Raw genomic sequence first — 20,286 nt, 5'->3', positions numbered from 1 at the left:
CCTTTTTCGAGCGAGGTTCAGCCTTTTTCGAGCGAGGTTCAGCCTTTTTCGAGCGAGGTTCAGCCTTTTTCGAGCGAGGTTCAGCCTTTTTCGAGCGAGGTTCAGCCTTTTTCGAGCGAGGTTCAGCGAAAACCCTGGCAGTGCCAGGGTTTTCGCTTCACTCTATAATTTTCCCAGGATTCAGGAGACCATCTGGATCGAGCGCGTGCTTGATTTGGCGCATGACGTCAAGCGCATGGCCATGTTCCCGATTCTGATATTTTTGTTTACCGGTCCCGACACCATGTTCGCCGGTGCAGGTACCACCGCGCTCGAGTGCATAGTCGACAATTCGTTCATTTACATGGTTCGCACGTTCGATATCATCTGTATTTTCCGGGTCAAGCATCAATAAAATATGATAATTCCCGTCACCGACATGGCCGACGATGCCGCCGGAAAGTCCGGATTCCCCGATAGCTGCCCTCGCGTCTTTAACCGCGCCGGCGAGTTCGGAAATCGGTACACAGACGTCTGTCACCATCTGCTTTCTGCCGGGATGATTATGAATGAATGCGTACGCAGCATTGTGGCGTGCTTCCCACAATTTATTGCGCCCGGCGGTGTCTGTCTCAAATTCGATTTGCCGACAGCGCATATCACTCACAATTTCCTCCATAAATGCGATATCCTGTTTCAGGCCTGCCTCATTGCCATGAAGCTCCAGAAACAATGTCGGCACCTCACTATAATCGGTTTCACTGTACAGATTCATTTGTTTGATCGATTCTTCATCCGCCAGTTCCACCCGGGCGATCGGAACACCACCCTGCAGAATGGCGATAACCGCATCAACCGCATCATCAACACTGGTAAACTCCGCCCTTGCAGCCATAATGTGCTCGGGGATGCCAATCACTTTCAAGGTCAGTTCGGTAAAACAGCCCAGCGTTCCTTCTGAGCCGATAAAAAGTCCGTTCAAATTATAACCGGATGACGATTTAGCAGCGAGACTGCCGGTATGGATGATGGAACCATCCGCCAATACAACCTCCATATCACGCACATTGTCACGCATGATGCCATATTTAACCGACGTTGTTCCGCTGGCATTGGTCGACGCCATACCGCCAAGTGTCGCATCCGCACCGGGATCGACTGTAAAAAACAGACCATATTTTTTCAGTTCTTTTTCCAACTGCGACCTAGTGATGCCCGGCTGCACCCTGACAAGAAAGTCATCTTCTCGTACTTCCAAAATCTTGTTCATGTTGGCAAAATCAACTACAACGCCCCCTTGCTGTGGGATGACGTTCGCCTCCAAACTTGATCCATAGCCATACGGCACAACAGGCACGCGGTACTTGTTTGCCAGTTTAACCGTCGCACTCACCTCATCAGAATTTTCCGGAAAGACGACAATATCCGGCAAATGCGGCGTGTGATAGGATTCATCTGAACTGTGCTGTTCCAGGATGGTTTCGTTGGTGGTCACGCGGTCTCCTGCCAAAGTTTCCTGTAACTCAGCCAATAATTCTGTGTTCGTTTTCGTCCCCTGCATTTAAAACTCCCCCTTTAAATTCTGCTACTCGGGCTAAACTATCGTGTCTGTGACATTTGAATCAGGTTGCCGCACGTGTCATCAAAAATCGCAAATGTGACCGGACCCGTTTCAGTCGGCTCTGCCGTGAATTCCACACCGTGCTGCTTCAGGCGTTCATACTCCGCTTGAATGTTATCCACTACAAAGGATGTGATTGGAATCCCCTGCTCATAAATTGCTTTCTGATACGTTTTGGCCGTATCGTTATCATTCGGCTCCAGAAGCAGTTCTACACCATCCGGCTCTTCCGGCGATACGACGGTCAGCCATTTAAAATCTCCTGCTGGCATATCCATTTTCTTCTGGAAACCAAGCACTTCTGTGTAAAATTCAAGCGCTTTATCCTGATCTTCTACAAATACACTTGTCATTTTAATTCGCATCTTGATCCTCCTATCTGTTACTTCCATTATAGCAGGAATGCTGCGTTATTTTAATGCAACGATATGTCACCACCCGCATCCTTACTGCGCCGTATATCCGCCATCCAACACAGCAGCCTGTCCTGTGACACCTTTTGCTTTGTCACTTGCCAAAAAGAGCGTGTAATCCGCAATTTCCTGTACGTCCAGGAGTCGTTTTTGCGGCACCAGCGGATACAATACTTCTTCAAGCACTTTTTCCACCGAGACATTACGATTTTTGGCCAAATCTGCAAACTGGTTGCGAACGAGCGGTGTATCCACATAGCCGGGGCACATTGCATTAACCGTAATACCATGTTCCGCCCCTTCAAGCGCAGCCACCTTTGTCAGGCCAATCACACCATGTTTTGCACTATTATAGGCAGCTTTGCCGGAAAAACCAATCAACCCATTGATCGAAGCCATATTTATAATACGCCCGAATCCCTGCTCTTTCATAATCGGAAAAACATGTTTTGTTGCTAAAAAAGGGGCGACGAGCATTGTTTTTGTGATTTGCTCAAATTTATCTGTCGGGAAATCCTCAATCGATTCAACATGCTGCAGTCCGGCATTATTGATGAGAATATCCAACCTGCCATATTTGTCGACAGTCTGATTGATAGCCCAATGAAGCGCTTGCTCATCCGTAACATCACATTGAAGTCCGATACAGTCATGACCCTGTTCCTTCAGGTCCTCCGCTGCTTTGCGCACTTTTTCATCATTAATATCAGTCAGAACTGCCTTTGCACTATGTTTGGCAAACGTCGCAGCAATTTCATAGCCAATTCCACTTGCTGCACCTGTTATAAAAACAACCTTCTCCTCCACCATGACGCTATCCCTCCTGTGTTTTAACATGGCAAATGCAATCATTTCACCCTGGTCTCACGATGTGACTCCATTTTTTTCATAAAAAGCTCTCGTAAGCGCACGGTGACTGTTTGATCATTTTGATGTGACTTCTATCCTCTACGTGCAACCGGCTTAACTTGGTCAACCCGATTATGCACAGTGATAAATCATTTTCAAAAACGCATACGTTCCCCCATTCGTATCCTGCATAAACGTCCCTGCCGATTCAAAGCCAACTTTCTTATAAACGTTAATCGCACGCCGATTGAAGCCTGCAACGGATAATGTGATTTTTTCCGGATTAAACCGTTCAATGGCAAAATCAAGTCCGGCATGCACAAAATCGGTTCCTGAGCCCTTCCCTGTCAAATCAGGCCGCATTCCCAGGCCGATATCGACAATGGCATCAGGCTTTTTATGAAATGCGAAAAAGCCGATCATCTCCTTATTTTTCACCACAGCAAAAACATGATTTCCCCGCTGAACCGGATCTATAAATTCTGCCAGATCCTCTTCATCTTCTTCCATATCATAAAAAGCGTAATCACCATCATAATGCCATTCATATGCAATTTCTTCTGCCTGCTTTTGTGTTAATCGTTGAAAGTCCAATTGATCATCCCCTATATCTTTAATTCGACTTATCCGAAAAAATTCCTTTTTAATATTGCAAAATTGTTATCATCCGTCTACAATAATGATTGATTAATCAATCATCTAAAAGGAGCCACCTGCCATGGCAAAACTAAAATCCAATCAAAAACGCGAACAAATTTTTCACGCCGGATTAAAACTATTTGCAGAGAACGGCTATTCCAAAACGACGATCAACGACATTGCCAGGGAAGCTGGTGTCAGCTTTGGGACGGTTTTTACCTATTATGAAAACAAAGCTGCCCTCTTCCGGGCCTGTGTGACGGAGCCGCTCGATGAATTCAGACAGTATATGCTGACTGCGAACGAAGAACTTGAGTCCATCACGCTCCAGAAACTAAAAAATCTGGTGGGACAGCATATCGATTTTTTTATGGAAAAAGAGCACTATTTACGTGTTATTCAGTACGTCATTGGCCAGCCCTACCGCTTTGACGAAATGGAAGTACTGGATGAATTTGCCGATGAGTTTCGGTCGTTCATCCAACATATTGTCAAAACCGGGATGGATAAAGGAATTTTACCGGCAAGCAGCCCTGAAGAAGTCAGCTACGGCTATCTGGCATTCCTTATGGGCATGCGCCTGTCGTTTACCGACCAGGCCAGAGCTCACCAAACCAACGCATTTAAAAATCAGGCTCTTCGCCTGTTCGGCCTATAGGAGGTTATCCGATTAACAAATTTCGCATGCTTCACCGCTCTATTAAAATACGTCTTTATCTGCAATTTGTCACCACTATGGCTACCGCGGCCATCATGCCATTCATAGCCATCTATTTCAGTCAGCTGGTAGGGGCTGAAATGACAGGAGTTCTTGTGATGGTCGTGATTGCAACAGGGATTGCCGGTGGTTTCCTCGGCGGGCACGTATCCGATCAGATCGGGCGCAAAAAACTGCTGGTCCTATCCGAGATCACGATGGGGCTCTCGTTTCTGACGATTGCATTTTTTAACTCACCATGGACCGTTATGCCATACGTCAGTTTTGTGCTGTTTATGATAACCATGTTTTTCAGCGGCCTTTACGTTCCTGTGTCGACCGCGATGATTTTCGACCTTGTCCGTAAACAGGAGCGGAATTTTGTGTTTACGGTCCAGTATTGGATTACCAATCTGGCCATGGCAATCGGCAGCATAACCGGTGCCTTCCTGTTTGAGGGCTATCATTTTTATTTGTTTCTGGCGGTTGCCGCAGTCACAGTGGTTTCCGGTCTTGTGACGCTCCTTTTCATCGGCGAGACGTTTGTAAAACCCGAAGCAGATGGCGCCGCAGTGAAACCTGCTTCAATCCTGAGCAATTATAAGGCTGTTTTTAAAGATCGGACGTTTATGATATTCATGACTGCCTCTGTGCTTGTCCTGTCTTTGGAAAGTCATTTGACGAATTATATCGCAGTTAATCTGCAAGAAAACATGGCGGAGACGACCTGGTTCGGTTCGTTTTCACTTAATGGCATCAATATGACCGGCATCCTGCAGGCGGAAAATACGCTGATTGTCGTGTAAGCCGTCAGTCTGGTGACGTGGCTGATAAGAAACACATCTGACTACAGCCGGTTGATTTATGGCATGGCTGTTTATGTCATCAGTTACGCCCTGCTGAGTTATACCGTCACACCATCGCTTTTGATCGGTTTTATGGTGCTGATTTCACTGGGTGAGCTTATCCTGATCCCGGTGCGGCAAAGTTTGCTGGCCGAGCTCACACCGGACGCACAGCGCAGTTCCTATCTGGCTATCGACAGTTTTATGGAACAGGGTATGATGATCCTGGGTGGTGCCGCTATCACGATTGGCGGCATGGTCCCCGGCTATGTGATGAGCCTCGGATTTCTGGTAATGGGGTTGTCCGGCGTGCTGCTCATGGCTTCCATTATGAAACAGCCGCAAAAACAGGAAAGAGTTTCAAGCTAGAAATGGGACACGGGGTCTGACCCTTTGTCCCAGGACGGGGGCGCTCCAGTTAAATTCCGCCTTGTTTTTTTTCTGTATCAGGGTCTGACATTGAAATTGGACCAAGTTGTCACAGATTTGGCCCAAGCAGACACACTTTTGGCCCAAGTTGTCACAAAATCGGCCTAAGTTTACCATTTTTTCACCCAAGTCGTCACAATTTTGCCATTAAATACCAATCATTACGTCAAATCCTGCCCTTTTCCCGGTACCACGCCAGTGCCTTCTGCTCGATTTCCTGAACAAATCGGGCTTTTCCTTCAATATAGGCATCCATATCATCCGGAAAACGTAAGGCCAAGTCCAATTTCAAACGGCTGTAGCTGGCCGCTTCGCCCGCATGCTCACGTAAATAGTCCCGAAAAGCCAGGTGCCGCCCGATGTGAACACTGCCTGCTTCAAATATGTGCACATGGTGCGTCCGATCGTCCCCGCCTTTCAGGAAAAAGCGCCGACCGGGTATCCCATATTCCCCTTTTGCTTCATAACTGATCGTTTCCATGGCATCATTAAACCGATCAATCCGACTGACATCCTTAGAAACGGGCATCAGATCGATCACAGGCTTGGCATACAAATCCACCACGGAGGTACTACCGATATGATAGATTTCCAGCACTTCATCACCAAAAATTCGCTGCAGTTTTTCCGCTTCACTATCAAACATGATCGACCAAAGTGCATCATAAGGAACCACGTCAACCTTTCGCACAACACACCTCCTACCAATACGGACATATCATGGCAATTCGCCACATACTTTTAAGCGTCTCCCCCCATGTCCATCCATTCCCGCAATGCTGACATGTTGCCATAACCTTCACCCTTCCCTGTTCAATCAACCACTATGAAATCCTTGTACCATTCGCAACCAGGTCATCCGGCCGCAAAAGTACGACGTCGTTTTCTTCCTGAACACCGCCAATAACCAATACTTCTGATTTATACCCAGCAATCCGCATTGATGGAAAGTTCACGACACCAACAACCTGACGTCCTGTCAGCTGCTCCGGTTCGTATCTTTTAGTAATTTGTGCCGAGGATTGCTTCGTTCCAAGCGTTTCACCAAAATCAATTTCCAGTTTAATCGCCGGTTTTTTAGCTTCTAGAAACGGCTCTGCCTTGATAATAGTCCCAACACGCATATCGATTTCCATAAAATCTTCAATCGTCGCCAACGTCATTCCCTCCAGTATATGATGCTATTATCCAGTTAATATTGCCGATTTTTAACGGCGTTATGATAATAGTTTCGCTAAAATATGTGTCAATTCCTGCTTTTTGTCACCAATCATTGAAAAATACTGTGCCAGGCTTTTTGGAATGACAAACAATGGTTATCATTATATAATATAAGTAAGCATAAAGTGCATTTTCAAAATTTAAACGTCATATCAACAGTCGTTTTACGATATACGTGATTAATAAATTATGATTGAGGAGCGAATATTCCGTATGAATCAATTTATGTCCAAAGGGATGCCCTCGTTTATCGAAAGGGAACTGGAAATTATTGATGAACTGGTGAAGCCAAAACTCAAGAAAAGTTCGAAGTATATGTTCGTTGCCATTCCATTATTAAGTATTTCGATTATCAATCTATTTTTCATGCTGATTATTACAGGGTACAATCAGGATATGCTGATCGCACTTGGTATCTATGCCCTGTTAGGGGCGATTGGAGCTGCCTTGTATAAGGAGTCCAAGCATGTGCATAAAGAAATTCAGCAAATCGGAATGGATCATATTATTAAACGCATTAAGGACAGCGAGCATGTGAATGATTATATGAAAGACCAGTACATCACAAACGTTAAAGCCAAGCCCAAATTCAGTATGCAGACCTTTTTTAACTTCCTCTCAGAAGAAAACCGGCGGAAAAAATGATAGAAAACGGATCAATAGAGAACCTTCCAACTGGAGAGGTTCTCTTTTTATAAGACAGCAGGCAATAGCGTTATCCCTTTCATGTTCGGTTATTTTCAGGAGAGCCCCTTCCCCATGATCACTTGCAACTGGCTTTCAGATATCACAGCGGCATCCGCCTTTACAACTTCCCAGCCTTTCTGTTTGTATAATTGTATCGCAGGAAAATTATCAACTGAGGTGGTCAGTACTGAAGTTTTCTGCGGCGAATTTTCCAATAATTTGTCATGCAGGTGACCACCAACCCGCCTGCGTCTATACCCTGGATTCACCGCCATTTCAACAAACTCGAAACAATCGCTTAACCACTTTGCCGTTTGTTCCGGTGTCAACTGTAGCTCCAGCCTTTTCCGGTAAAACTGATGCGGCAGACTAAAATAGCCATATGCAAAACCGATCAGCCTGTCGTCCTGATTTTTTGCCTTTAGCCCTTTGAACCCTTCATATCCGGCATGTTTCGTTATATTACTAACGGCATCTTCCAATTCTGAATCAGAATAATGATCACCCGTAAACGTACGACAAAAAAGCTTTCCAATTCTGTTAAGATCAGCATCATGTTCATGAAACGATTGAATCGTAACACTTCCCTTCCACATACAATATCCCTCCCGTTTCAATCCACTGTATCATTTGTATTTCCTCAAAGATTCCGTATAATATTAGAATAGCACAATTTAGAAAGGGAGGGAGTTTCAGGAATTCAGGGGATTACATAGTCAAAATGTCTAACATTCATCAGGGGGTTTCATGAAAAAAGTATCAAAGGTTTTTTACATCACTGTCGTATTAGTCATCATTACCGTCATATTTGGGGCATTATTCCCTGCCCAATTTGAACAAATAACCGGAAACATTCAATCTTTTGTTGCCACAACATTCGGATGGTATTATATGCTTCTCATGTCTGCTTTGGTTATTATTTCCATTTTTATTGCCGTCAGTCCACTGGGAAAAATCCGGCTGGGGAAAGACAATGACACACCCGACTTCTCAACACCAACATGGGTTGCCATGCTGTTCTCGGCAGGAATGGGAATCGGACTCGTGTTTTATGGTGCCGCTGAGCCGCTTTCACACTATATGTCAGATGCACCGACTGCACCGGTTGGATCCGATCAGGCATTCAAGGAAGGCTTGTCCTATGCCTATTTTCACTGGGGGCTCCATGTTTGGGCCATGTATGGCGTTATTGCTCTGGCGCTGGCGTTCTTCCAATTCCGGAAAGGTGAACCAGGCCTGATTTCTGCAACATTGAAGCCATTATTTGGTAAAAAAATGAACGGGCCTCTTGGGACATTAATCGATGTACTCGCTGTCTTTGCAACGGTATTTGGTGTCGCCACATCACTTGGCTTTGGTGCTGTGCAGATTAACGGTGGACTGTCACATTTGTTCGATTTTGAAGTTGGTTTTACATCACAATTTATCATCATTGCCGTTGTGACACTGCTATTTCTTATTTCAGCATGGTCTGGTTTAAGTAAAGGCATTAAGTATTTGTCCAATACCAATATGGTGCTTGCGGTTATATTGCTGATCACTGTCTTGATTGTTGGTCCGACATTGCTGATTCTAAACATGTTCACCGAAACATTCGGGATGTATATACAAAATATTATCCAATCCAGTTTCCGTACATCGCCGCTGGAAAGCGATAATCGCGGGTGGCTTGATGCCTGGACCATTTTCTACTGGGCATGGTGGATCTCGTGGGCACCATTTGTCGGGATGTTTATTGCCCGTGTGTCGCGCGGCCGGACCATCCGCCAATTCATGACAGGTGTTCTTATTTTGCCGACACTCCTCGTTGGCATCTGGTATGCGTCGTTTGGTACAACAGCAGGCAACGTACAAAACAGCGGTATTGACCTGACACAATACACAACAGAACTGGTGCTTTTTAATACGTTTGATCAGTTGCCGTTGTCACTCATCCTGTCCATTGTAGCGATTTTGCTGATTGGCTCATTCTTTATTACATCTGCCGACTCAGCAACATTCGTTCTTGGAATCCAATCAACGCACGGTTCCTTGGAGCCGCCAAACATGGTGAAAATTGTTTGGGGGATCGCTCAGTCCTCTGTTGCACTGATTTTGCTTTATGTCGGCGGACTGCAGGCCATTCAAAATACGATCATCGTCGCGGCACTTCCATTCTCGTTTGTGATGATACTCATGGTTATCGCGCTGTTTAAAGCACTTAACAAAGAATCGAGAACAATTAAAGGGCGCAATTAAAGGGAACCGCCCTGCAAGCTGATTAGCGTGCAGGGCGGTTTAATCAGTTACGCCGGCTATGGCCGTTCAAAAGGCTTTATCATCCCCAAAACAGCCCTGATATAAGGAACATCCACATTCACATCCTCAGCTAATCGTACCGCACCTCCCTGCAAGTGATCGACCTCAAGCCGCAACCCTTTCCTTCGATCCTTATGCATGGATGATGTGGCCTCAGGATCCAGCGCGTGTACGTTCTTTATCGCTGAATCAACATCAGCATCAGTGATATCTGCTCCATATTCTTTTGCCAGTGTCTGCATTTCACGAAGGATCATCTCGGCAATATGAAACGTTTCGGGATGTTCACGAACCGGCCCAATCGGCAGGTTTGCAGCTGTGGTCACCCCTGATAACGCCGTGATGAACATATATTTTTTCCAGAGTTCCCTTGTTATATCAGGACTTTTTTTGCCATTAAACTCGGCGCTTTGTGAAATATCCGCCAGCCCGCTGCAAATTTTTTCCTGGGATGGTTCAAGCGGTCCGAAATACAGCTCGTGCATATCCCCAGCCTGCTCCACGTGACCTTGATCATTTAATTCGGCAAATATATATGACAAGCCGCCAATCACGAATTCCTTACCAAGCTGTTCCTGCAAAATCTTTATATGTTCGATGCCGTTTAATACTGGCAAAATAGAAGCCCCTTTAGCCGCCAGCGCTCTTAATTGCTCCATAGCCCCTGCCAGATGAAACCCTTTCACACTGAACAGCACAAGATCAGCAGACTCAATCTCACTGGGATCCGTTATAACATGTGGATTCTGAATCTCGTAATCGCCGTGTGAGCTATTAATTTTCAAGCCCTTTTCTTTTATTTGGGCAGCTCTTTTTTCTCTGACCAAAAATGTCACGTCAACGCCTGATTCAATCCAACGTCCGCCGAAATAGACACCTAATGCTCCCGCACCTAATATAACAATATGCAATTTAATCTCTCCCCCTCCTGTTTCGTTATTAATTTTAAGAATAATCTTTATGAATTGATTTGTCTATTCTGAAGATTTTTTAGCCTTTCAATAGTGGGTCCCTATTGATCAGCAGCCTTATGACAGGAATTAAAACTTCTCAGTAACGTGATAATAGTAAATCGTAACGGGATGATTGAATTTTTAATTAACCAAATTTATTGACAAAAGTGCCATATTTGCTATGCTAATTAAATCAACTTAACGTTTTTCATCAGGAAAGGAGACATAGCATGCTGCCGGATCAAACATTTTTACGGATCCCAGGGCCGACGCCGATTCCGCCGAGTGTTCAGCGCGCGATGAATCAACCGATGATCGGTCACCGTGATCAGGAAATAAAAGATTTATTACATAGTATCAAACCGAAGTTAAAACCTGTTTTTGGAACCAGTCAGGACGTTCTGATGATTGCCGGAAGCGGCACGGCCGGGTTGGAGTCAGTAGTTACGAACACTGTCCGCCCCGGCGACGAAGTGCTTGTCATTGTGACCGGTGCCTTTGGCGATCGGTTTGTGCAAATTTGCCAGGAATACCGGATTGCGACACACCGTTTCGATGTGGAATGGGGCGAAGCGGTAAAACCGGAAGCGATTGAAGACTATTTGAAACAACACCACGAAATCAAGGCGGTGTTTGCCACGTTTTGCGAGACATCCACCGGCGTATTGAATCCAGTACAGGAAATCGCTCAGGTCGTCCACCAGCAATCAGATGCCCTATTTATTGTCGATGGGGTTTCCTGCCTCGGCGGCGTTGAGGCAAAAATGGATGACTGGGGCATCGATATATTGATCACCGGTTCCCAGAAAGCACTAATGCTCCCGGCAGGCCTGACATTTCTTGCTGTCAGTGATCGTGCCTGGCAAGTCATCGAAACGAATGAGCGGCCGTCTTTTTATCTTGATTTAACCAAATACCGCAAACAGCTAGAAAATGATTCAACACCATTCACGCCTGCTGTATCACTATTGTTCGGCTTAAAACAGGTGCTCGAGTTATTTGAAGAAGAAGGACTTGACGCGGTTTGTGCCAGACACAAGCTTATGATGAACATGACCCGGGAGGCTTTTAAAACACTTGGCATTCCGCTTTTGACAAGTGATCAGGCGGCATCCCCCACGGTAACTGCTATCAAACCGCATGATTTTGACCCGGATGCACTCCGGAATGTGCTTAAGAAAGAATTCAAGCTGACAACAGCTGGCGGACAGCAGCATTTGAAAGGCCAAATATTCCGGATCGGCCACATGGGTTACTGCTCACCTGCCGACGTTCTGCAAACAATCAGTATCATTGAAGGTGCCCTGCATAAAATCGGCAAACACGTTGAATTGGGCAGTGGAACACGTGCAGCACAGGAAACGATGCTTTCAGGAGGTTCTTAAATGTTTCATATATTAATAGCAGACCCGATTAGTGACGAGGGGCTTGATGTACTGGTTGACAACGAGAACATTACTCTCACCAAAGACACAGGGCTGACACCCGAAGAATTAGAAAACCGGATTGCAACATTCGATGCCTTATTGGTACGAAGCCAGACTAAAGTGACACGCAGCATCATTGAAAAAGCGAAAAACCTGAAGATCATCGGCCGTGCCGGTGTCGGTGTTGATAATATTGATCTCGACGCGGCCACCGAAAATGGCATCATTGTCGTCAATGCACCTAACGGCAATACCAATTCTGCAGCTGAGCACACGATGGCGATGATCATGTCTCTTTCCCGAAAAATTCCACAGGCCCATTCAGGTTTAAAAAATCACAAGTGGGAACGGTCGAAGTATGTCGGTGTTGAAGTAAAAAATAAAACTCTCGGGATTGTCGGACTGGGACGAATCGGTACGGAAGTCGCATACAGGGCCAAGGGACAGCGGATGAACGTAATTGCTTATGATCCGTTTCTGACCGAAGAAAAGGCGGAGAAAATGGGTATTGAATACGGCGAACTTGAAGATGTGTTAAACAAGGCTGATTACATCACTGTTCACACACCACTCATGAAAGAAACCCGCCACATGATTAGCGTAGACGCTTTCCGGCAAATGAAGGATGGTGTGCACATTATCAACTGCGCACGGGGTGGAATCATTGACGAAGAAGCCCTGTATGATGCACTTGTTTCCGGAAAAGTAGCCGGCGCTGCCATCGACGTCCTGGAAGAAGAGCCATTTCAAGACCATAAACTGCTGGAGTTGTCGCAAGTGGTCGCCACGCCACATTTAGGCGCCAGCACCGTTGAAGCACAAGAAAATGTCGCCATCGATGTCTGTCATGACGTCCAGAAACATTTGACGGGCGACTTAGTCAAAAATCCAGTTAACATGCCGTCAGTACCCAGTGACGTCCTCAGCCAAATCGAACCTTATTTTCATTTGGCCGAAAAACTGGGCATGTTCCTCATCCGTTTAACCGAGGACGTACCGGAGGAAGTGAATATCTATTATTCTGGTGAACTGGCAGATGTCAAAATAGCTCCCATTACACGAAACGCCGTCAAGGGACTGCTGCAGCGGCATCTCGGCAGCCATGTAAATGATGTGAATGCGCTGTACCTCGCCGGAAAAAAAGACATTACCATTCACGAGAACCGGACATCAACAACGGAAGGTTTCACCAATTTGATGACGATTGAATTGAAAAGCAAATCAGGTACGCGCAGTGTTTCCGGAACGCTATTGAATGGCTTGGGTGCCCGTATTGTCCGGGTCGATCATTACAGTGTCGACATGATGCCACACGGGCACATTGTCATGATTCATCACCAGGACCTGCCGGGTGTCATCGGAAAAATGGGGAGCCTGCTGGCCGAACATCATATCAACATAGCCACCATGCAAGTTGACCGCTCCGATATCGGCGGCGATGCCATTATGATTCTGACCATTGATAAAAATCCGGAGCAGAAAGAACTGGAAGCATTGAAAGAGCTGGAGGAAATTAGTGACGTAACTGCGGTGGATTTGTGAGGGCACCGATAAATCGCTTGGGGCACCATGCTAAAGGGCTGCTTCCGGGTTACAAAATGCTCATTCACATAGGAAAACAAAAGATTTTTTGCAAGGCCTTCACAATATTATTCACATGATAAATCAAAGTTAACAGGCTTAGAGAAATTCTTATCTCTAAGCCTGTTTTTTATAAATTTCTTGTTTTACTAGTGTGCGTTAGTTTCACGAAGAAATTTTTAGCATAAAAATCTCCTTTGGACGAAGCAATCCAAAGGGTGGGAACGGTTTTTCCAAATGGTTAAAGTTATTTAAAAACCACATCTGTTCTTCAAAATTAAATTTAATGATGGTTTTCGTTTTTATATCAATAAAATCCCCGCCTTACCGCCCATAAATGTCTGATAAACCAATATCAATAGTTGTGCCGGACTAATTATTCTCTCCAACTTCCTTTAATAACTGGTTTATTAATTTTTTTGATATCCGAAATTTTTTCGAAACCAACAAATCTATCAACGGCTTAATTTCGTCTATCTTTTCATTTTGTTTTGCAAGTTTTAAAATACCGAGAAGCCCTAATGGTTTCAGCATCTTGTTTACCGTCTTCTTTTAAAATAAATTTAATGGTTTCATCATCCTGCTTTTTATGTTCCTCTGTATACTCAGCCCAATGAATATTATGGTCGATTAAGATATCAACAAAATCTAATAAGCTTTTGCCGCAAAGTTCAGCTGCCCGCGCCAACGTTAGTTCTCTTGCAGTAAATAAATACATGGCCAGTGATATATTAACATCTTCATCAACCGAACTGACATTTTTTCCTTTTAAAAAAGGCAGGAATTCTGGATTTATGAGAACTTTTGCATTTGAATCATCCATTGCCAATGATATCATTCCTCTCTAAGTCTAATTATAACACTTATCTTGAATACAGGAATGCTTTTTATACGCGACTCTGATATTTTTCATTAAAACACAACGGTTATTTCAAGCCAAAGCCAAACATCCTGTCCATCCCAATGTGCGCTGTCCATATCAGCCCTATCGCCAAAAGAGACGCACTCGCAAACAATAAACCGCAAAGCACAATTACAATAGCCAAACTATATGTATGGCATATATTATATATCCGGGTACCAGCATTATTGCTGATCAAGTAACCCAGCATTGAGACATCCGGAGCCAGCAGCAAAATCAAAAACAAAATCCAGTTGAAGCTGAAAAATCCATACAAATAAAGTGTCAGTAAGAAGACCATTAAGCCTTCAATATGCAAGAGAAGTTTAACCATGCTTATCACCTGAATTCCCGCCATAGTCGTTCAGTCCTGATTTTCCCACTCTCAAAACTTAATTGATAAATATCCGGATTCGTCAGGCTCAGCCATTGTTCAAATCCAAAATCATTTTGAAAATGTTTGAGAAGCAGCGCCATCAGGTTTCCGTGCGTAACAATCATGGTGCTTTCCTGTTCACTTTTTATAATATCATTTACAACGCTCACGGCACGGTTTGTGGCCTCACTGCTCGACTCGCCGCCTTCAAAAGCCAGACCCGTATCCGTAAATGATGCTTCCAGTTTCTTCAGCCAATCGGGCAGCATCTTTGTGCTGAGAATTCTTTCTGTCAGCCGCTCATCTTCTTCAATGATCATATTTTTCTTTTCGCTTATTGGCTTTGCCGACTGGATCGCCCTTACAAACGGACTTGAAACAATCCGGTCTATTTTAATGTCATTAAAAAATGCCGCCAGATCGTCAGCCTGGTTCGCACCTTTATCTGTCAGCATTGCTTCACGCGACTGCCCACCCGCCTCACAATGTCTTACAACGTATATTTTCTTTTCCATTTAGTCATTTCCTATCTGCTGCGAATACCGGCCTGCTTCAACACATCCAAAAGTTCCTTTAATCGCGAAATTTCATAAGTCGGCCTGACATCCTGAACATCTGCAGCATGATGGTTAATCCAGACTGACGGGACACCCGCCCTTGTTGCGCCTAATATATCCGAATACGGGTTATCCCCCACCATCAGCGCTTCATCTTTTTCGACAGATAATAACGCCATCGCATGGTCAAAAATCGATGGATCCGGTTTGCCTCTTCCAAATGCACCGGAAATCACGATATGATCGAAATAAGGTTTTAATTCCGGCGTGATGTTCAATTTCGTCTGCTGCAAATCAGGCGATCCATTTGTCAGCATAAGCAGACGATATTTTCCTTTCAATTCATTCAAAACGTTAAACGTTTCATCAAACACAAATTGATTTTTCCCGCGTTCAGCCTTAAATGCCTCAGCAAGCTCAATTGCCAGATGCCGGTCATCTACACCCGCTTCCCTCAGTGAAGTTGTCCAGGCTTGTTTACGATACTCGGGCGCAATGTCTTTCAACCGACGCAAAGATTCCCCTTCATCATCAAACTCAGCCCACAGACCCTCAAACGGGCTGATGCCAATCATATCCGCAAAATCATATGTATCATAGGAAGCAAACAACTTTTGGGCATTTTGCCGGATTTTTTGTTCAAGCAGCTCCGAATCAACACCTGATTTTACGGCAGCCAGCCTGCAGGTTTTATTAAATGCTTCATCAACACTTCTTTCATCCCAAATCAATGTATCGTCCAGGTCAAACATGATTGCTTTGAGCATATGTGACCCCCCTTTTATACGATAAGTTTTCATTATCAAAATGCATTATAGATTCATATTATCATTTAGCTTTGAAACCGTATATACTTATTTCAACACAACGTAATGCTGGGAATGATTCTAATGCCGATTAATTTTCATGATGACAATAACCAAAATGCCTACACGACCAGAACAGCTGATCCAGACTGGACACGTGCTGTTACACAATTAATAGATATAGAAAAAATTCATCATGCTGCCGATATTGGCTGTGGCGGCGGTATTTATTCACAAGCACTCGCTGAGATGGGGATGCCAAATGTAACAGGATTAGACTTCTCTCAGGCAATGATTAACGGTGCTGAAGCAAATTGCCAAAATAACGCTCAGATTAGCTTTCAAACTGGGAATGCTTATCAAACAGGCATACCGGATAAAACATTTGACTTTATACTTGAACGTGCGCTGATTCATCATCTTGCAGATCTTCAGTCAAGCTGTTTAGAGGCTCACCGCGTTTTGAATCAGGAAGGAACGATTCTTATCCAGGACAGAACGCCTGCTGACTGCCTGCTTAAAGGGACAAGTCATCACATCAGAGGTTATATATTTTCTTTATTCCCCCGTCTGGCAAAAACGGAAATTGATCGCCGCTACACCAGTCAACAAGTTGTTAGAGCCTTAACGTTGTCCGGATTTGCGGATATAGAAACGTTCACGTTATGGGAAACTCGAAATAAATATGCTTCAAAGGAGGAGCTATTCAAAGATATCCGAACCAGAAACGGCCGGTCCATTTTGCACGAACTAACTGACCATGAGGTAGAACACCTTGTCGAACATATTGACAAACAACTTAACACTGACACTATAATTGAACAAGACCGCTGGACAATTTGGAAAGCAACCAAACAAAGGTGATCTTAATGAAATCAATTTCTGACATAAGTTTCAACAGCAAAGTGCAGCAAAAGATGTCATTCTCAAATGTATCAAGGAACTTTATTAACTTATATGAAAATAATGGCTATAAGCCGTATAATCAGGATACTCTGCGCATCCACATGCCGGAACATTTATACTTGTACACTTTGGTATTTCCAAACCTAACACACCATGCTATCACCGGTCGAAAAATTCCATATACGGCTTTTCCTCTTTATAGTATTCCAGCCGTTCCCATAAATTTCCTGTATGAAATTCAAATTTGTGTCCATCCGGGTCTGAAAAATAAATAGATTTCTTATCCCGTTCATTACGAGGCCGCCCGGTTAAAATATTCACATCCAATCGCTCCAGCTTTCTATACATGTCATCGAATTCTGCTTCATCAATCGAAAATGCCGTATGCGTATATGACTCATGTATTTCATTCCGCGGGATGTCTCTTTCAACATTCAATGCCAGCCATAGGCCATCCAGATCAAAATAGGCTGTGCTTCTGCCTTTCACCAATAATTTCGCACCAAACACTTCTTGATAAAATGCTATGGACCTCTCCAAATCTGAAACCGAAAACAACAAATGATTGATTTTCATCATATTTCGCCTGCCCCGTAGCTGAGAAGTTTGTAATTGTACATTTATCGTCCCACAGAAATCATCCAAATGGATAGATGGATGACATATCACTATTTCCATCCTGTAAATCACTCCGCGGTGAGATCCCGGAACCATTCTTTCTAAAAAAGCCACCCGGTTAAGGCAGCTAACAGTTAACGATTATACTGTTTATTTTTTCGTTTATTTATAAACCTTCTAATCATCGGGTAAACAATCGGCCCGTACTTGATTAAGCGCATGATCAGCTTCTTCATATGTTCTCCTCCACTATTATGATTGGTTACGTATATTATTCCTTTTGCCTGGCGATTTAAACAAGCCATTTGAATTAATCAAACATAATTAAAATAAACGGGGAGACAACGAATAGTATCGCCGTGCCAAATAGCATTTTTGACATTTTTTGAGGCAGCTTTTGACGCCCTTTGCCTGTATACCAGCCGGAAAATTGCCAGCGGTTTCGGTACATGACAAAAGAAAAACATAGATGCCAAGAGCGCCAAGCCGCCCAACAAAACAAAATATAAAAATGATCCTTACTAATTCCAGCAAAAACCTCATGATAAACACCATTCCCGCTCAATTATCAAGCCTAATTCATCAATATCCGAAACGGCCAAAACAAGGTGGTCAGCAGGCCTCAGTTTTTCGCGCAGGACTATAGAGGCATACTGAAAGACTCGCACACATCAAACGCCCGGCAATTTGATTAATCCTCATATTGAATCATGGCTACAACATTTCCAAAGCCGGTGGAAATTTGGATGTTAATCACATCAACCCGTTCTCTTTCAAGAAATCGGTTCACTTTATTTTCCAATCTCCCTGAACTCATTGCATCCAGAATTTTAACTCTCATGTCGATTCCTCCCATTATTTATCTCAATGTTTTCCAATAAATTCTGTTAAAGTCTCCCAATCATCCGGATAAGTTAATGGGAGCTCCATTAAATCATCCCTGGATTTCCACGCAACTTCATAACCAGATTATCCGGATCCTGAATGACAAGTTTACCCCCATAAATCTCAACTTCAAAATAATGGACTTCAGCGATGGTGTTACGTTTCACAAATAATGGTCTGATAATCCTTGCCCTGTATCCTGTTTCTTCTTCAACCTCCCGGATACAGCACTCCGCGAATGATTCACCCGTTTTTTCCCCTTTCGGCGTACCTTGCTTGACCATCAGAAGGCTCTCTTTACTGTTGACACATACCCCGGCCGCACCTAACCATTTTGACACTGCCCCGTCATCTGTCATGTCCGCTTCCCCCTGAGCACTTTTACCAGCTGGATGAACCAGTACAGGGCAATCCATGGCAGGATATATGTTGTCATCCACTCAAAATCGTTACGATAAACAATAATTCAAACTGGGATATCAAGATAAGCAATAATAATATGCCCAGTATAACAGCTCCATTAACGTAACGCCGCCCGCCCATAACGATAACCCCCCCAAACAATGAACCTACAGCTCCAGCGTCAACCTGACCATGTCCCGGCAGACAATTCCGTTCTCAACAATTGTCTCATCGTAATTTTTGATAAAAAAATCCTTATCAATAGCTGTGATCCGAAAACCGCATTTTTGATATAACGCCAGCTGCCCGATGCTGGAATTGCCGGTTCCAACTTCAATCGTGCGATACCCTTGAGACCGCGCGTTTTTGATGGCGTGATGAATCAGTTCTTTTCCAATCCCCTTGCCTTGCTCGTTCTCATCGACTGCCACATTTTTCAGTTCAATTTTATCCGGCGAAATTGGCAGGAGAACATAGACTCCCACGATTTTTCCAGCCTCTGTTGCGATATAACACTGCCCACGATTCAAATATGACGCAATCTGTTCCTTTGACGGATCCGCCAGAAGCAGCAAATCCATGGGTGGCTCTTCTGATAGTTGTAATCTTTGAATGTTCATGTTCCCCACTGCCTTTAAAATGTTTAACTATTTTCTCAGCATAATTGATTGAAAGTGAAAATCCTGCCGACAACCTCTATTGGAGCACACTTCAAATATGTTTTCATTCGCTGTACTAATTCGCTTTTATTCGCGAAAATTCCTTTACAAAGTTAAAGTAGTGACGATTGTCCCAACCAATAACGGGCGCACTTTTTATTCCGCGAAAGATGCCCGATAGTTGAATGAACAGTTTATGTTAGTGGATCCTATTTATCATGTTTTTAATTGTTCCCGCTGATCCTGTGTCCAGTAATACATTCTCTAATCTCAATTTCAACAAAAGGAAGTCCATAGCGAATATTAATGTTCATCTTCCACCTCGATGAATCGAGCGTCCAACACCGTGTCCAGTAAGATTTTTTATAACTGTTAAGCCATGCTGTTTCGCTACTTTGTGTACAGCTTTTCCTAGGAGCCTTAGACAGAAGTATAACGGGTTTTATGTAAAAATATGTAAATTAGCGAGTGGAACATCAGATTTTCAATGAAACGGCTTGATCTCCCGCCAAGACAGGAGTAATTAGGTTTTAGACA

Annotated in this window: 25 protein-coding genes and 1 pseudogene; 8 read left to right on the top strand and 18 right to left on the bottom strand. The window is 44.0% G+C overall.

Translation table 11 applies throughout. The features are described 5' to 3' along the window. Window positions 1-157 precede the first annotated feature (157 nt). The 4 genes from E4U82_RS17980 to E4U82_RS17965 all read right to left on the bottom strand — a co-directional run bounded on the left by E4U82_RS17980 (window position 158) and on the right by E4U82_RS17965 (window position 3,456). Entirely contained in the window at window positions 158-1,540 is a 1,383-nt protein-coding gene (locus tag E4U82_RS17980; RefSeq protein ID WP_135111595.1) for an FAD-binding oxidoreductase, read from the bottom strand. A gap of 38 nt (window positions 1,541-1,578) precedes the next feature. Next, complete coding sequence (locus tag E4U82_RS17975; RefSeq protein WP_135111593.1) at window positions 1,579-1,965, bottom strand: VOC family protein; 387 nt, start codon at window positions 1,963-1,965, stop codon at window positions 1,579-1,581. An 81-nt stretch (window positions 1,966-2,046) separates the two neighbouring features. Further along, complete coding sequence (locus tag E4U82_RS17970) at window positions 2,047-2,823, bottom strand: 3-hydroxybutyrate dehydrogenase (RefSeq protein WP_135111591.1); 777 nt, start codon at window positions 2,821-2,823, stop codon at window positions 2,047-2,049. A 171-nt stretch (window positions 2,824-2,994) separates the two neighbouring features. Next, the gene (locus E4U82_RS17965; RefSeq protein WP_135111589.1) at window positions 2,995-3,456 is read right to left on the bottom strand and encodes a GNAT family N-acetyltransferase; all 462 of its coding nucleotides are present in this window, start codon (window positions 3,454-3,456) and stop codon (window positions 2,995-2,997) included. Window positions 3,457-3,580: 124 nt separating this feature from the next. Between E4U82_RS17965 and E4U82_RS17960 the strand changes: the two genes are divergently transcribed. From E4U82_RS17960 to E4U82_RS20380, 3 genes are read left to right on the top strand one after another with little or no spacing between them, the layout of a single operon-like run. Then, window positions 3,581-4,159: a TetR/AcrR family transcriptional regulator gene (locus E4U82_RS17960; protein ID WP_135111587.1), complete on the top strand. Its 579-nt coding sequence runs from the start codon at window positions 3,581-3,583 to the stop codon at window positions 4,157-4,159. A gap of 26 nt (window positions 4,160-4,185) precedes the next feature. Further along, a complete protein-coding gene (locus E4U82_RS20385) occupies window positions 4,186-5,004 on the top strand; it encodes an MFS transporter (protein WP_245183643.1) in 819 nt (272 codons plus the stop codon). 12 nt (window positions 5,005-5,016) lie between these two features. Then, window positions 5,017-5,412: an MFS transporter gene (locus tag E4U82_RS20380; protein WP_245183642.1), complete on the top strand. Its 396-nt coding sequence runs from the start codon at window positions 5,017-5,019 to the stop codon at window positions 5,410-5,412. A 226-nt stretch (window positions 5,413-5,638) separates the two neighbouring features. Here E4U82_RS20380 and E4U82_RS17950 read toward each other — a convergent pair whose 3' ends face one another. Beyond that, complete coding sequence (locus E4U82_RS17950; protein WP_135111585.1) at window positions 5,639-6,163, bottom strand: GrpB family protein; 525 nt, start codon at window positions 6,161-6,163, stop codon at window positions 5,639-5,641. Between the two features lie 133 nt (window positions 6,164-6,296). Continuing rightward, the gene (gene csaA, locus E4U82_RS17945) at window positions 6,297-6,629 is read right to left on the bottom strand and encodes a chaperone CsaA (RefSeq protein ID WP_135111583.1); all 333 of its coding nucleotides are present in this window, start codon (window positions 6,627-6,629) and stop codon (window positions 6,297-6,299) included. A 277-nt stretch (window positions 6,630-6,906) separates the two neighbouring features. Here csaA and E4U82_RS17940 point away from each other — a divergent pair, with 277 nt between their 5' ends. After that, a complete protein-coding gene (locus E4U82_RS17940) occupies window positions 6,907-7,338 on the top strand; it encodes a DUF5392 family protein (protein ID WP_135111581.1) in 432 nt (143 codons plus the stop codon). Window positions 7,339-7,433: 95 nt separating this feature from the next. Here E4U82_RS17940 and E4U82_RS17935 read toward each other — a convergent pair whose 3' ends face one another. Next, entirely contained in the window at window positions 7,434-7,976 is a 543-nt protein-coding gene (locus tag E4U82_RS17935) for a GNAT family N-acetyltransferase (RefSeq protein WP_135111579.1), read from the bottom strand. A 151-nt stretch (window positions 7,977-8,127) separates the two neighbouring features. Here E4U82_RS17935 and E4U82_RS17930 point away from each other — a divergent pair, with 151 nt between their 5' ends. Next, the gene (locus tag E4U82_RS17930; protein WP_135111577.1) at window positions 8,128-9,618 is read left to right on the top strand and encodes a glycine betaine uptake BCCT transporter; all 1,491 of its coding nucleotides are present in this window, start codon (window positions 8,128-8,130) and stop codon (window positions 9,616-9,618) included. A 56-nt stretch (window positions 9,619-9,674) separates the two neighbouring features. Here E4U82_RS17930 and E4U82_RS17925 read toward each other — a convergent pair whose 3' ends face one another. After that, window positions 9,675-10,589 carry a ketopantoate reductase family protein gene (locus tag E4U82_RS17925; protein ID WP_135111575.1) on the bottom strand — a complete coding sequence of 305 codons (915 nt, stop codon included), beginning with the start codon at window positions 10,587-10,589 and terminating at the stop codon, window positions 9,675-9,677. Window positions 10,590-10,861: 272 nt separating this feature from the next. Here E4U82_RS17925 and E4U82_RS17920 point away from each other — a divergent pair, with 272 nt between their 5' ends. After that, complete coding sequence (locus E4U82_RS17920; RefSeq protein ID WP_135111573.1) at window positions 10,862-12,016, top strand: pyridoxal-phosphate-dependent aminotransferase family protein; 1,155 nt, start codon at window positions 10,862-10,864, stop codon at window positions 12,014-12,016. Then, on the top strand, window positions 12,017-13,600 hold the full coding sequence (gene serA / locus E4U82_RS17915) for a phosphoglycerate dehydrogenase (RefSeq protein ID WP_135111571.1): 1,584 nt from the start codon (window positions 12,017-12,019) through the stop codon (window positions 13,598-13,600). Window positions 13,601-14,011: 411 nt separating this feature from the next. On the opposite strand, the gene E4U82_RS17910 is transcribed toward serA, so the two are convergent. From E4U82_RS17910 to E4U82_RS17890, 5 genes are all read right to left on the bottom strand, one after another. Further along, window positions 14,012-14,173 carry a DUF3368 domain-containing protein gene (locus E4U82_RS17910; RefSeq protein ID WP_135111569.1) on the bottom strand — a complete coding sequence of 54 codons (162 nt, stop codon included), beginning with the start codon at window positions 14,171-14,173 and terminating at the stop codon, window positions 14,012-14,014. Then, complete coding sequence (locus tag E4U82_RS17905) at window positions 14,121-14,462, bottom strand: UPF0175 family protein (protein ID WP_245183644.1); 342 nt, start codon at window positions 14,460-14,462, stop codon at window positions 14,121-14,123. Before E4U82_RS17905 ends, E4U82_RS17910 begins: the two co-directional genes overlap by 53 nt. Before the next feature lie 103 nt (window positions 14,463-14,565). Further along, on the bottom strand, window positions 14,566-14,874 hold the full coding sequence (locus tag E4U82_RS17900) for a DUF4260 domain-containing protein (protein WP_135111565.1): 309 nt from the start codon (window positions 14,872-14,874) through the stop codon (window positions 14,566-14,568). A gap of 5 nt (window positions 14,875-14,879) precedes the next feature. Then, window positions 14,880-15,431 (bottom strand): histidine phosphatase family protein, encoded by a 552-nt coding sequence (locus E4U82_RS17895; RefSeq protein ID WP_135111563.1) that lies wholly within the window; start codon window positions 15,429-15,431, stop codon window positions 14,880-14,882. Between the two features lie 11 nt (window positions 15,432-15,442). Then, complete coding sequence (locus tag E4U82_RS17890; RefSeq protein ID WP_135111561.1) at window positions 15,443-16,240, bottom strand: HAD family hydrolase; 798 nt, start codon at window positions 16,238-16,240, stop codon at window positions 15,443-15,445. A 123-nt stretch (window positions 16,241-16,363) separates the two neighbouring features. On the opposite strand from E4U82_RS17890, the gene E4U82_RS17885 reads away from it, so the two are divergent. Further along, window positions 16,364-17,143: a class I SAM-dependent methyltransferase gene (locus E4U82_RS17885; RefSeq protein ID WP_135111559.1), complete on the top strand. Its 780-nt coding sequence runs from the start codon at window positions 16,364-16,366 to the stop codon at window positions 17,141-17,143. Between the two features lie 201 nt (window positions 17,144-17,344). Here E4U82_RS17885 and fosB read toward each other — a convergent pair whose 3' ends face one another. The 5 genes and pseudogenes from fosB to E4U82_RS17860 form a co-directional block, all read right to left on the bottom strand. Next, a complete protein-coding gene (gene fosB, locus E4U82_RS17880) occupies window positions 17,345-17,764 on the bottom strand; it encodes a metallothiol transferase FosB (RefSeq protein WP_135111557.1) in 420 nt (139 codons plus the stop codon). A 730-nt stretch (window positions 17,765-18,494) separates the two neighbouring features. Further along, complete coding sequence (locus E4U82_RS20050; RefSeq protein WP_167751479.1) at window positions 18,495-18,644, bottom strand: hypothetical protein; 150 nt, start codon at window positions 18,642-18,644, stop codon at window positions 18,495-18,497. A gap of 88 nt (window positions 18,645-18,732) precedes the next feature. After that, the gene (locus tag E4U82_RS17870) at window positions 18,733-19,047 is read right to left on the bottom strand and encodes an NUDIX hydrolase (RefSeq protein WP_245183641.1); all 315 of its coding nucleotides are present in this window, start codon (window positions 19,045-19,047) and stop codon (window positions 18,733-18,735) included. Window positions 19,048-19,257: 210 nt separating this feature from the next. Continuing rightward, entirely contained in the window at window positions 19,258-19,710 is a 453-nt protein-coding gene (locus tag E4U82_RS17865) for a GNAT family N-acetyltransferase (RefSeq protein WP_135111555.1), read from the bottom strand. A gap of 364 nt (window positions 19,711-20,074) precedes the next feature. Continuing rightward, window positions 20,075-20,164: pseudogene (locus E4U82_RS17860) on the bottom strand (type I methionyl aminopeptidase); the annotation flags it as partial. Window positions 20,165-20,286: the final 122 nt, after the last annotated feature.

It is taken from the genome of Lentibacillus salicampi, from assembly GCF_004565465.1.
GTDB classification, from domain to species: Bacteria; Bacillota; Bacilli; order Bacillales; family Amphibacillaceae; genus Lentibacillus; species Lentibacillus salicampi.
This window is presented reverse-complemented; position numbering and strand designations above follow the sequence as displayed.

Bases quoted from the DNA above. Each gene is read 5' to 3' on its own strand.
- E4U82_RS17980 (WP_135111595.1), bottom strand. From the start codon at position 1,540: ATGCAGGGGACGAAAACGAACACAGAATTATTGGCTGAGTTACAGGAA.
- E4U82_RS17975 (WP_135111593.1), bottom strand. From the start codon at position 1,965: ATGCGAATTAAAATGACAAGTGTATTTGTAGAAGATCAGGATAAAGCG.
- E4U82_RS17970 (WP_135111591.1), bottom strand. From the start codon at position 2,823: ATGGTGGAGGAGAAGGTTGTTTTTATAACAGGTGCAGCAAGTGGAATT.
- E4U82_RS17960 (WP_135111587.1), top strand. From the start codon at position 3,581: ATGGCAAAACTAAAATCCAATCAAAAACGCGAACAAATTTTTCACGCC.
- E4U82_RS20385 (WP_245183643.1), top strand. From the start codon at position 4,186: ATGCTTCACCGCTCTATTAAAATACGTCTTTATCTGCAATTTGTCACC.
- E4U82_RS17940 (WP_135111581.1), top strand. From the start codon at position 6,907: ATGAATCAATTTATGTCCAAAGGGATGCCCTCGTTTATCGAAAGGGAA.
- E4U82_RS17935 (WP_135111579.1), bottom strand. From the start codon at position 7,976: ATGTGGAAGGGAAGTGTTACGATTCAATCGTTTCATGAACATGATGCT.
- E4U82_RS17930 (WP_135111577.1), top strand. From the start codon at position 8,128: ATGAAAAAAGTATCAAAGGTTTTTTACATCACTGTCGTATTAGTCATC.
- E4U82_RS17920 (WP_135111573.1), top strand. From the start codon at position 10,862: ATGCTGCCGGATCAAACATTTTTACGGATCCCAGGGCCGACGCCGATT.
- serA (WP_135111571.1), top strand. From the start codon at position 12,017: ATGTTTCATATATTAATAGCAGACCCGATTAGTGACGAGGGGCTTGAT.
- E4U82_RS17910 (WP_135111569.1), bottom strand. From the start codon at position 14,173: ATGCTGAAACCATTAGGGCTTCTCGGTATTTTAAAACTTGCAAAACAA.
- E4U82_RS17905 (WP_245183644.1), bottom strand. From the start codon at position 14,462: ATGGATGATTCAAATGCAAAAGTTCTCATAAATCCAGAATTCCTGCCT.
- E4U82_RS17900 (WP_135111565.1), bottom strand. From the start codon at position 14,874: ATGGTTAAACTTCTCTTGCATATTGAAGGCTTAATGGTCTTCTTACTG.
- E4U82_RS17895 (WP_135111563.1), bottom strand. From the start codon at position 15,431: ATGGAAAAGAAAATATACGTTGTAAGACATTGTGAGGCGGGTGGGCAG.
- E4U82_RS17890 (WP_135111561.1), bottom strand. From the start codon at position 16,240: ATGCTCAAAGCAATCATGTTTGACCTGGACGATACATTGATTTGGGAT.
- E4U82_RS17885 (WP_135111559.1), top strand. From the start codon at position 16,364: ATGCCGATTAATTTTCATGATGACAATAACCAAAATGCCTACACGACC.
- fosB (WP_135111557.1), bottom strand. From the start codon at position 17,764: ATGATGAAAATCAATCATTTGTTGTTTTCGGTTTCAGATTTGGAGAGG.
- E4U82_RS20050 (WP_167751479.1), bottom strand. From the start codon at position 18,644: ATGAGAGTTAAAATTCTGGATGCAATGAGTTCAGGGAGATTGGAAAAT.
- E4U82_RS17870 (WP_245183641.1), bottom strand. From the start codon at position 19,047: ATGACAGATGACGGGGCAGTGTCAAAATGGTTAGGTGCGGCCGGGGTA.
- E4U82_RS17865 (WP_135111555.1), bottom strand. From the start codon at position 19,710: ATGAACATTCAAAGATTACAACTATCAGAAGAGCCACCCATGGATTTG.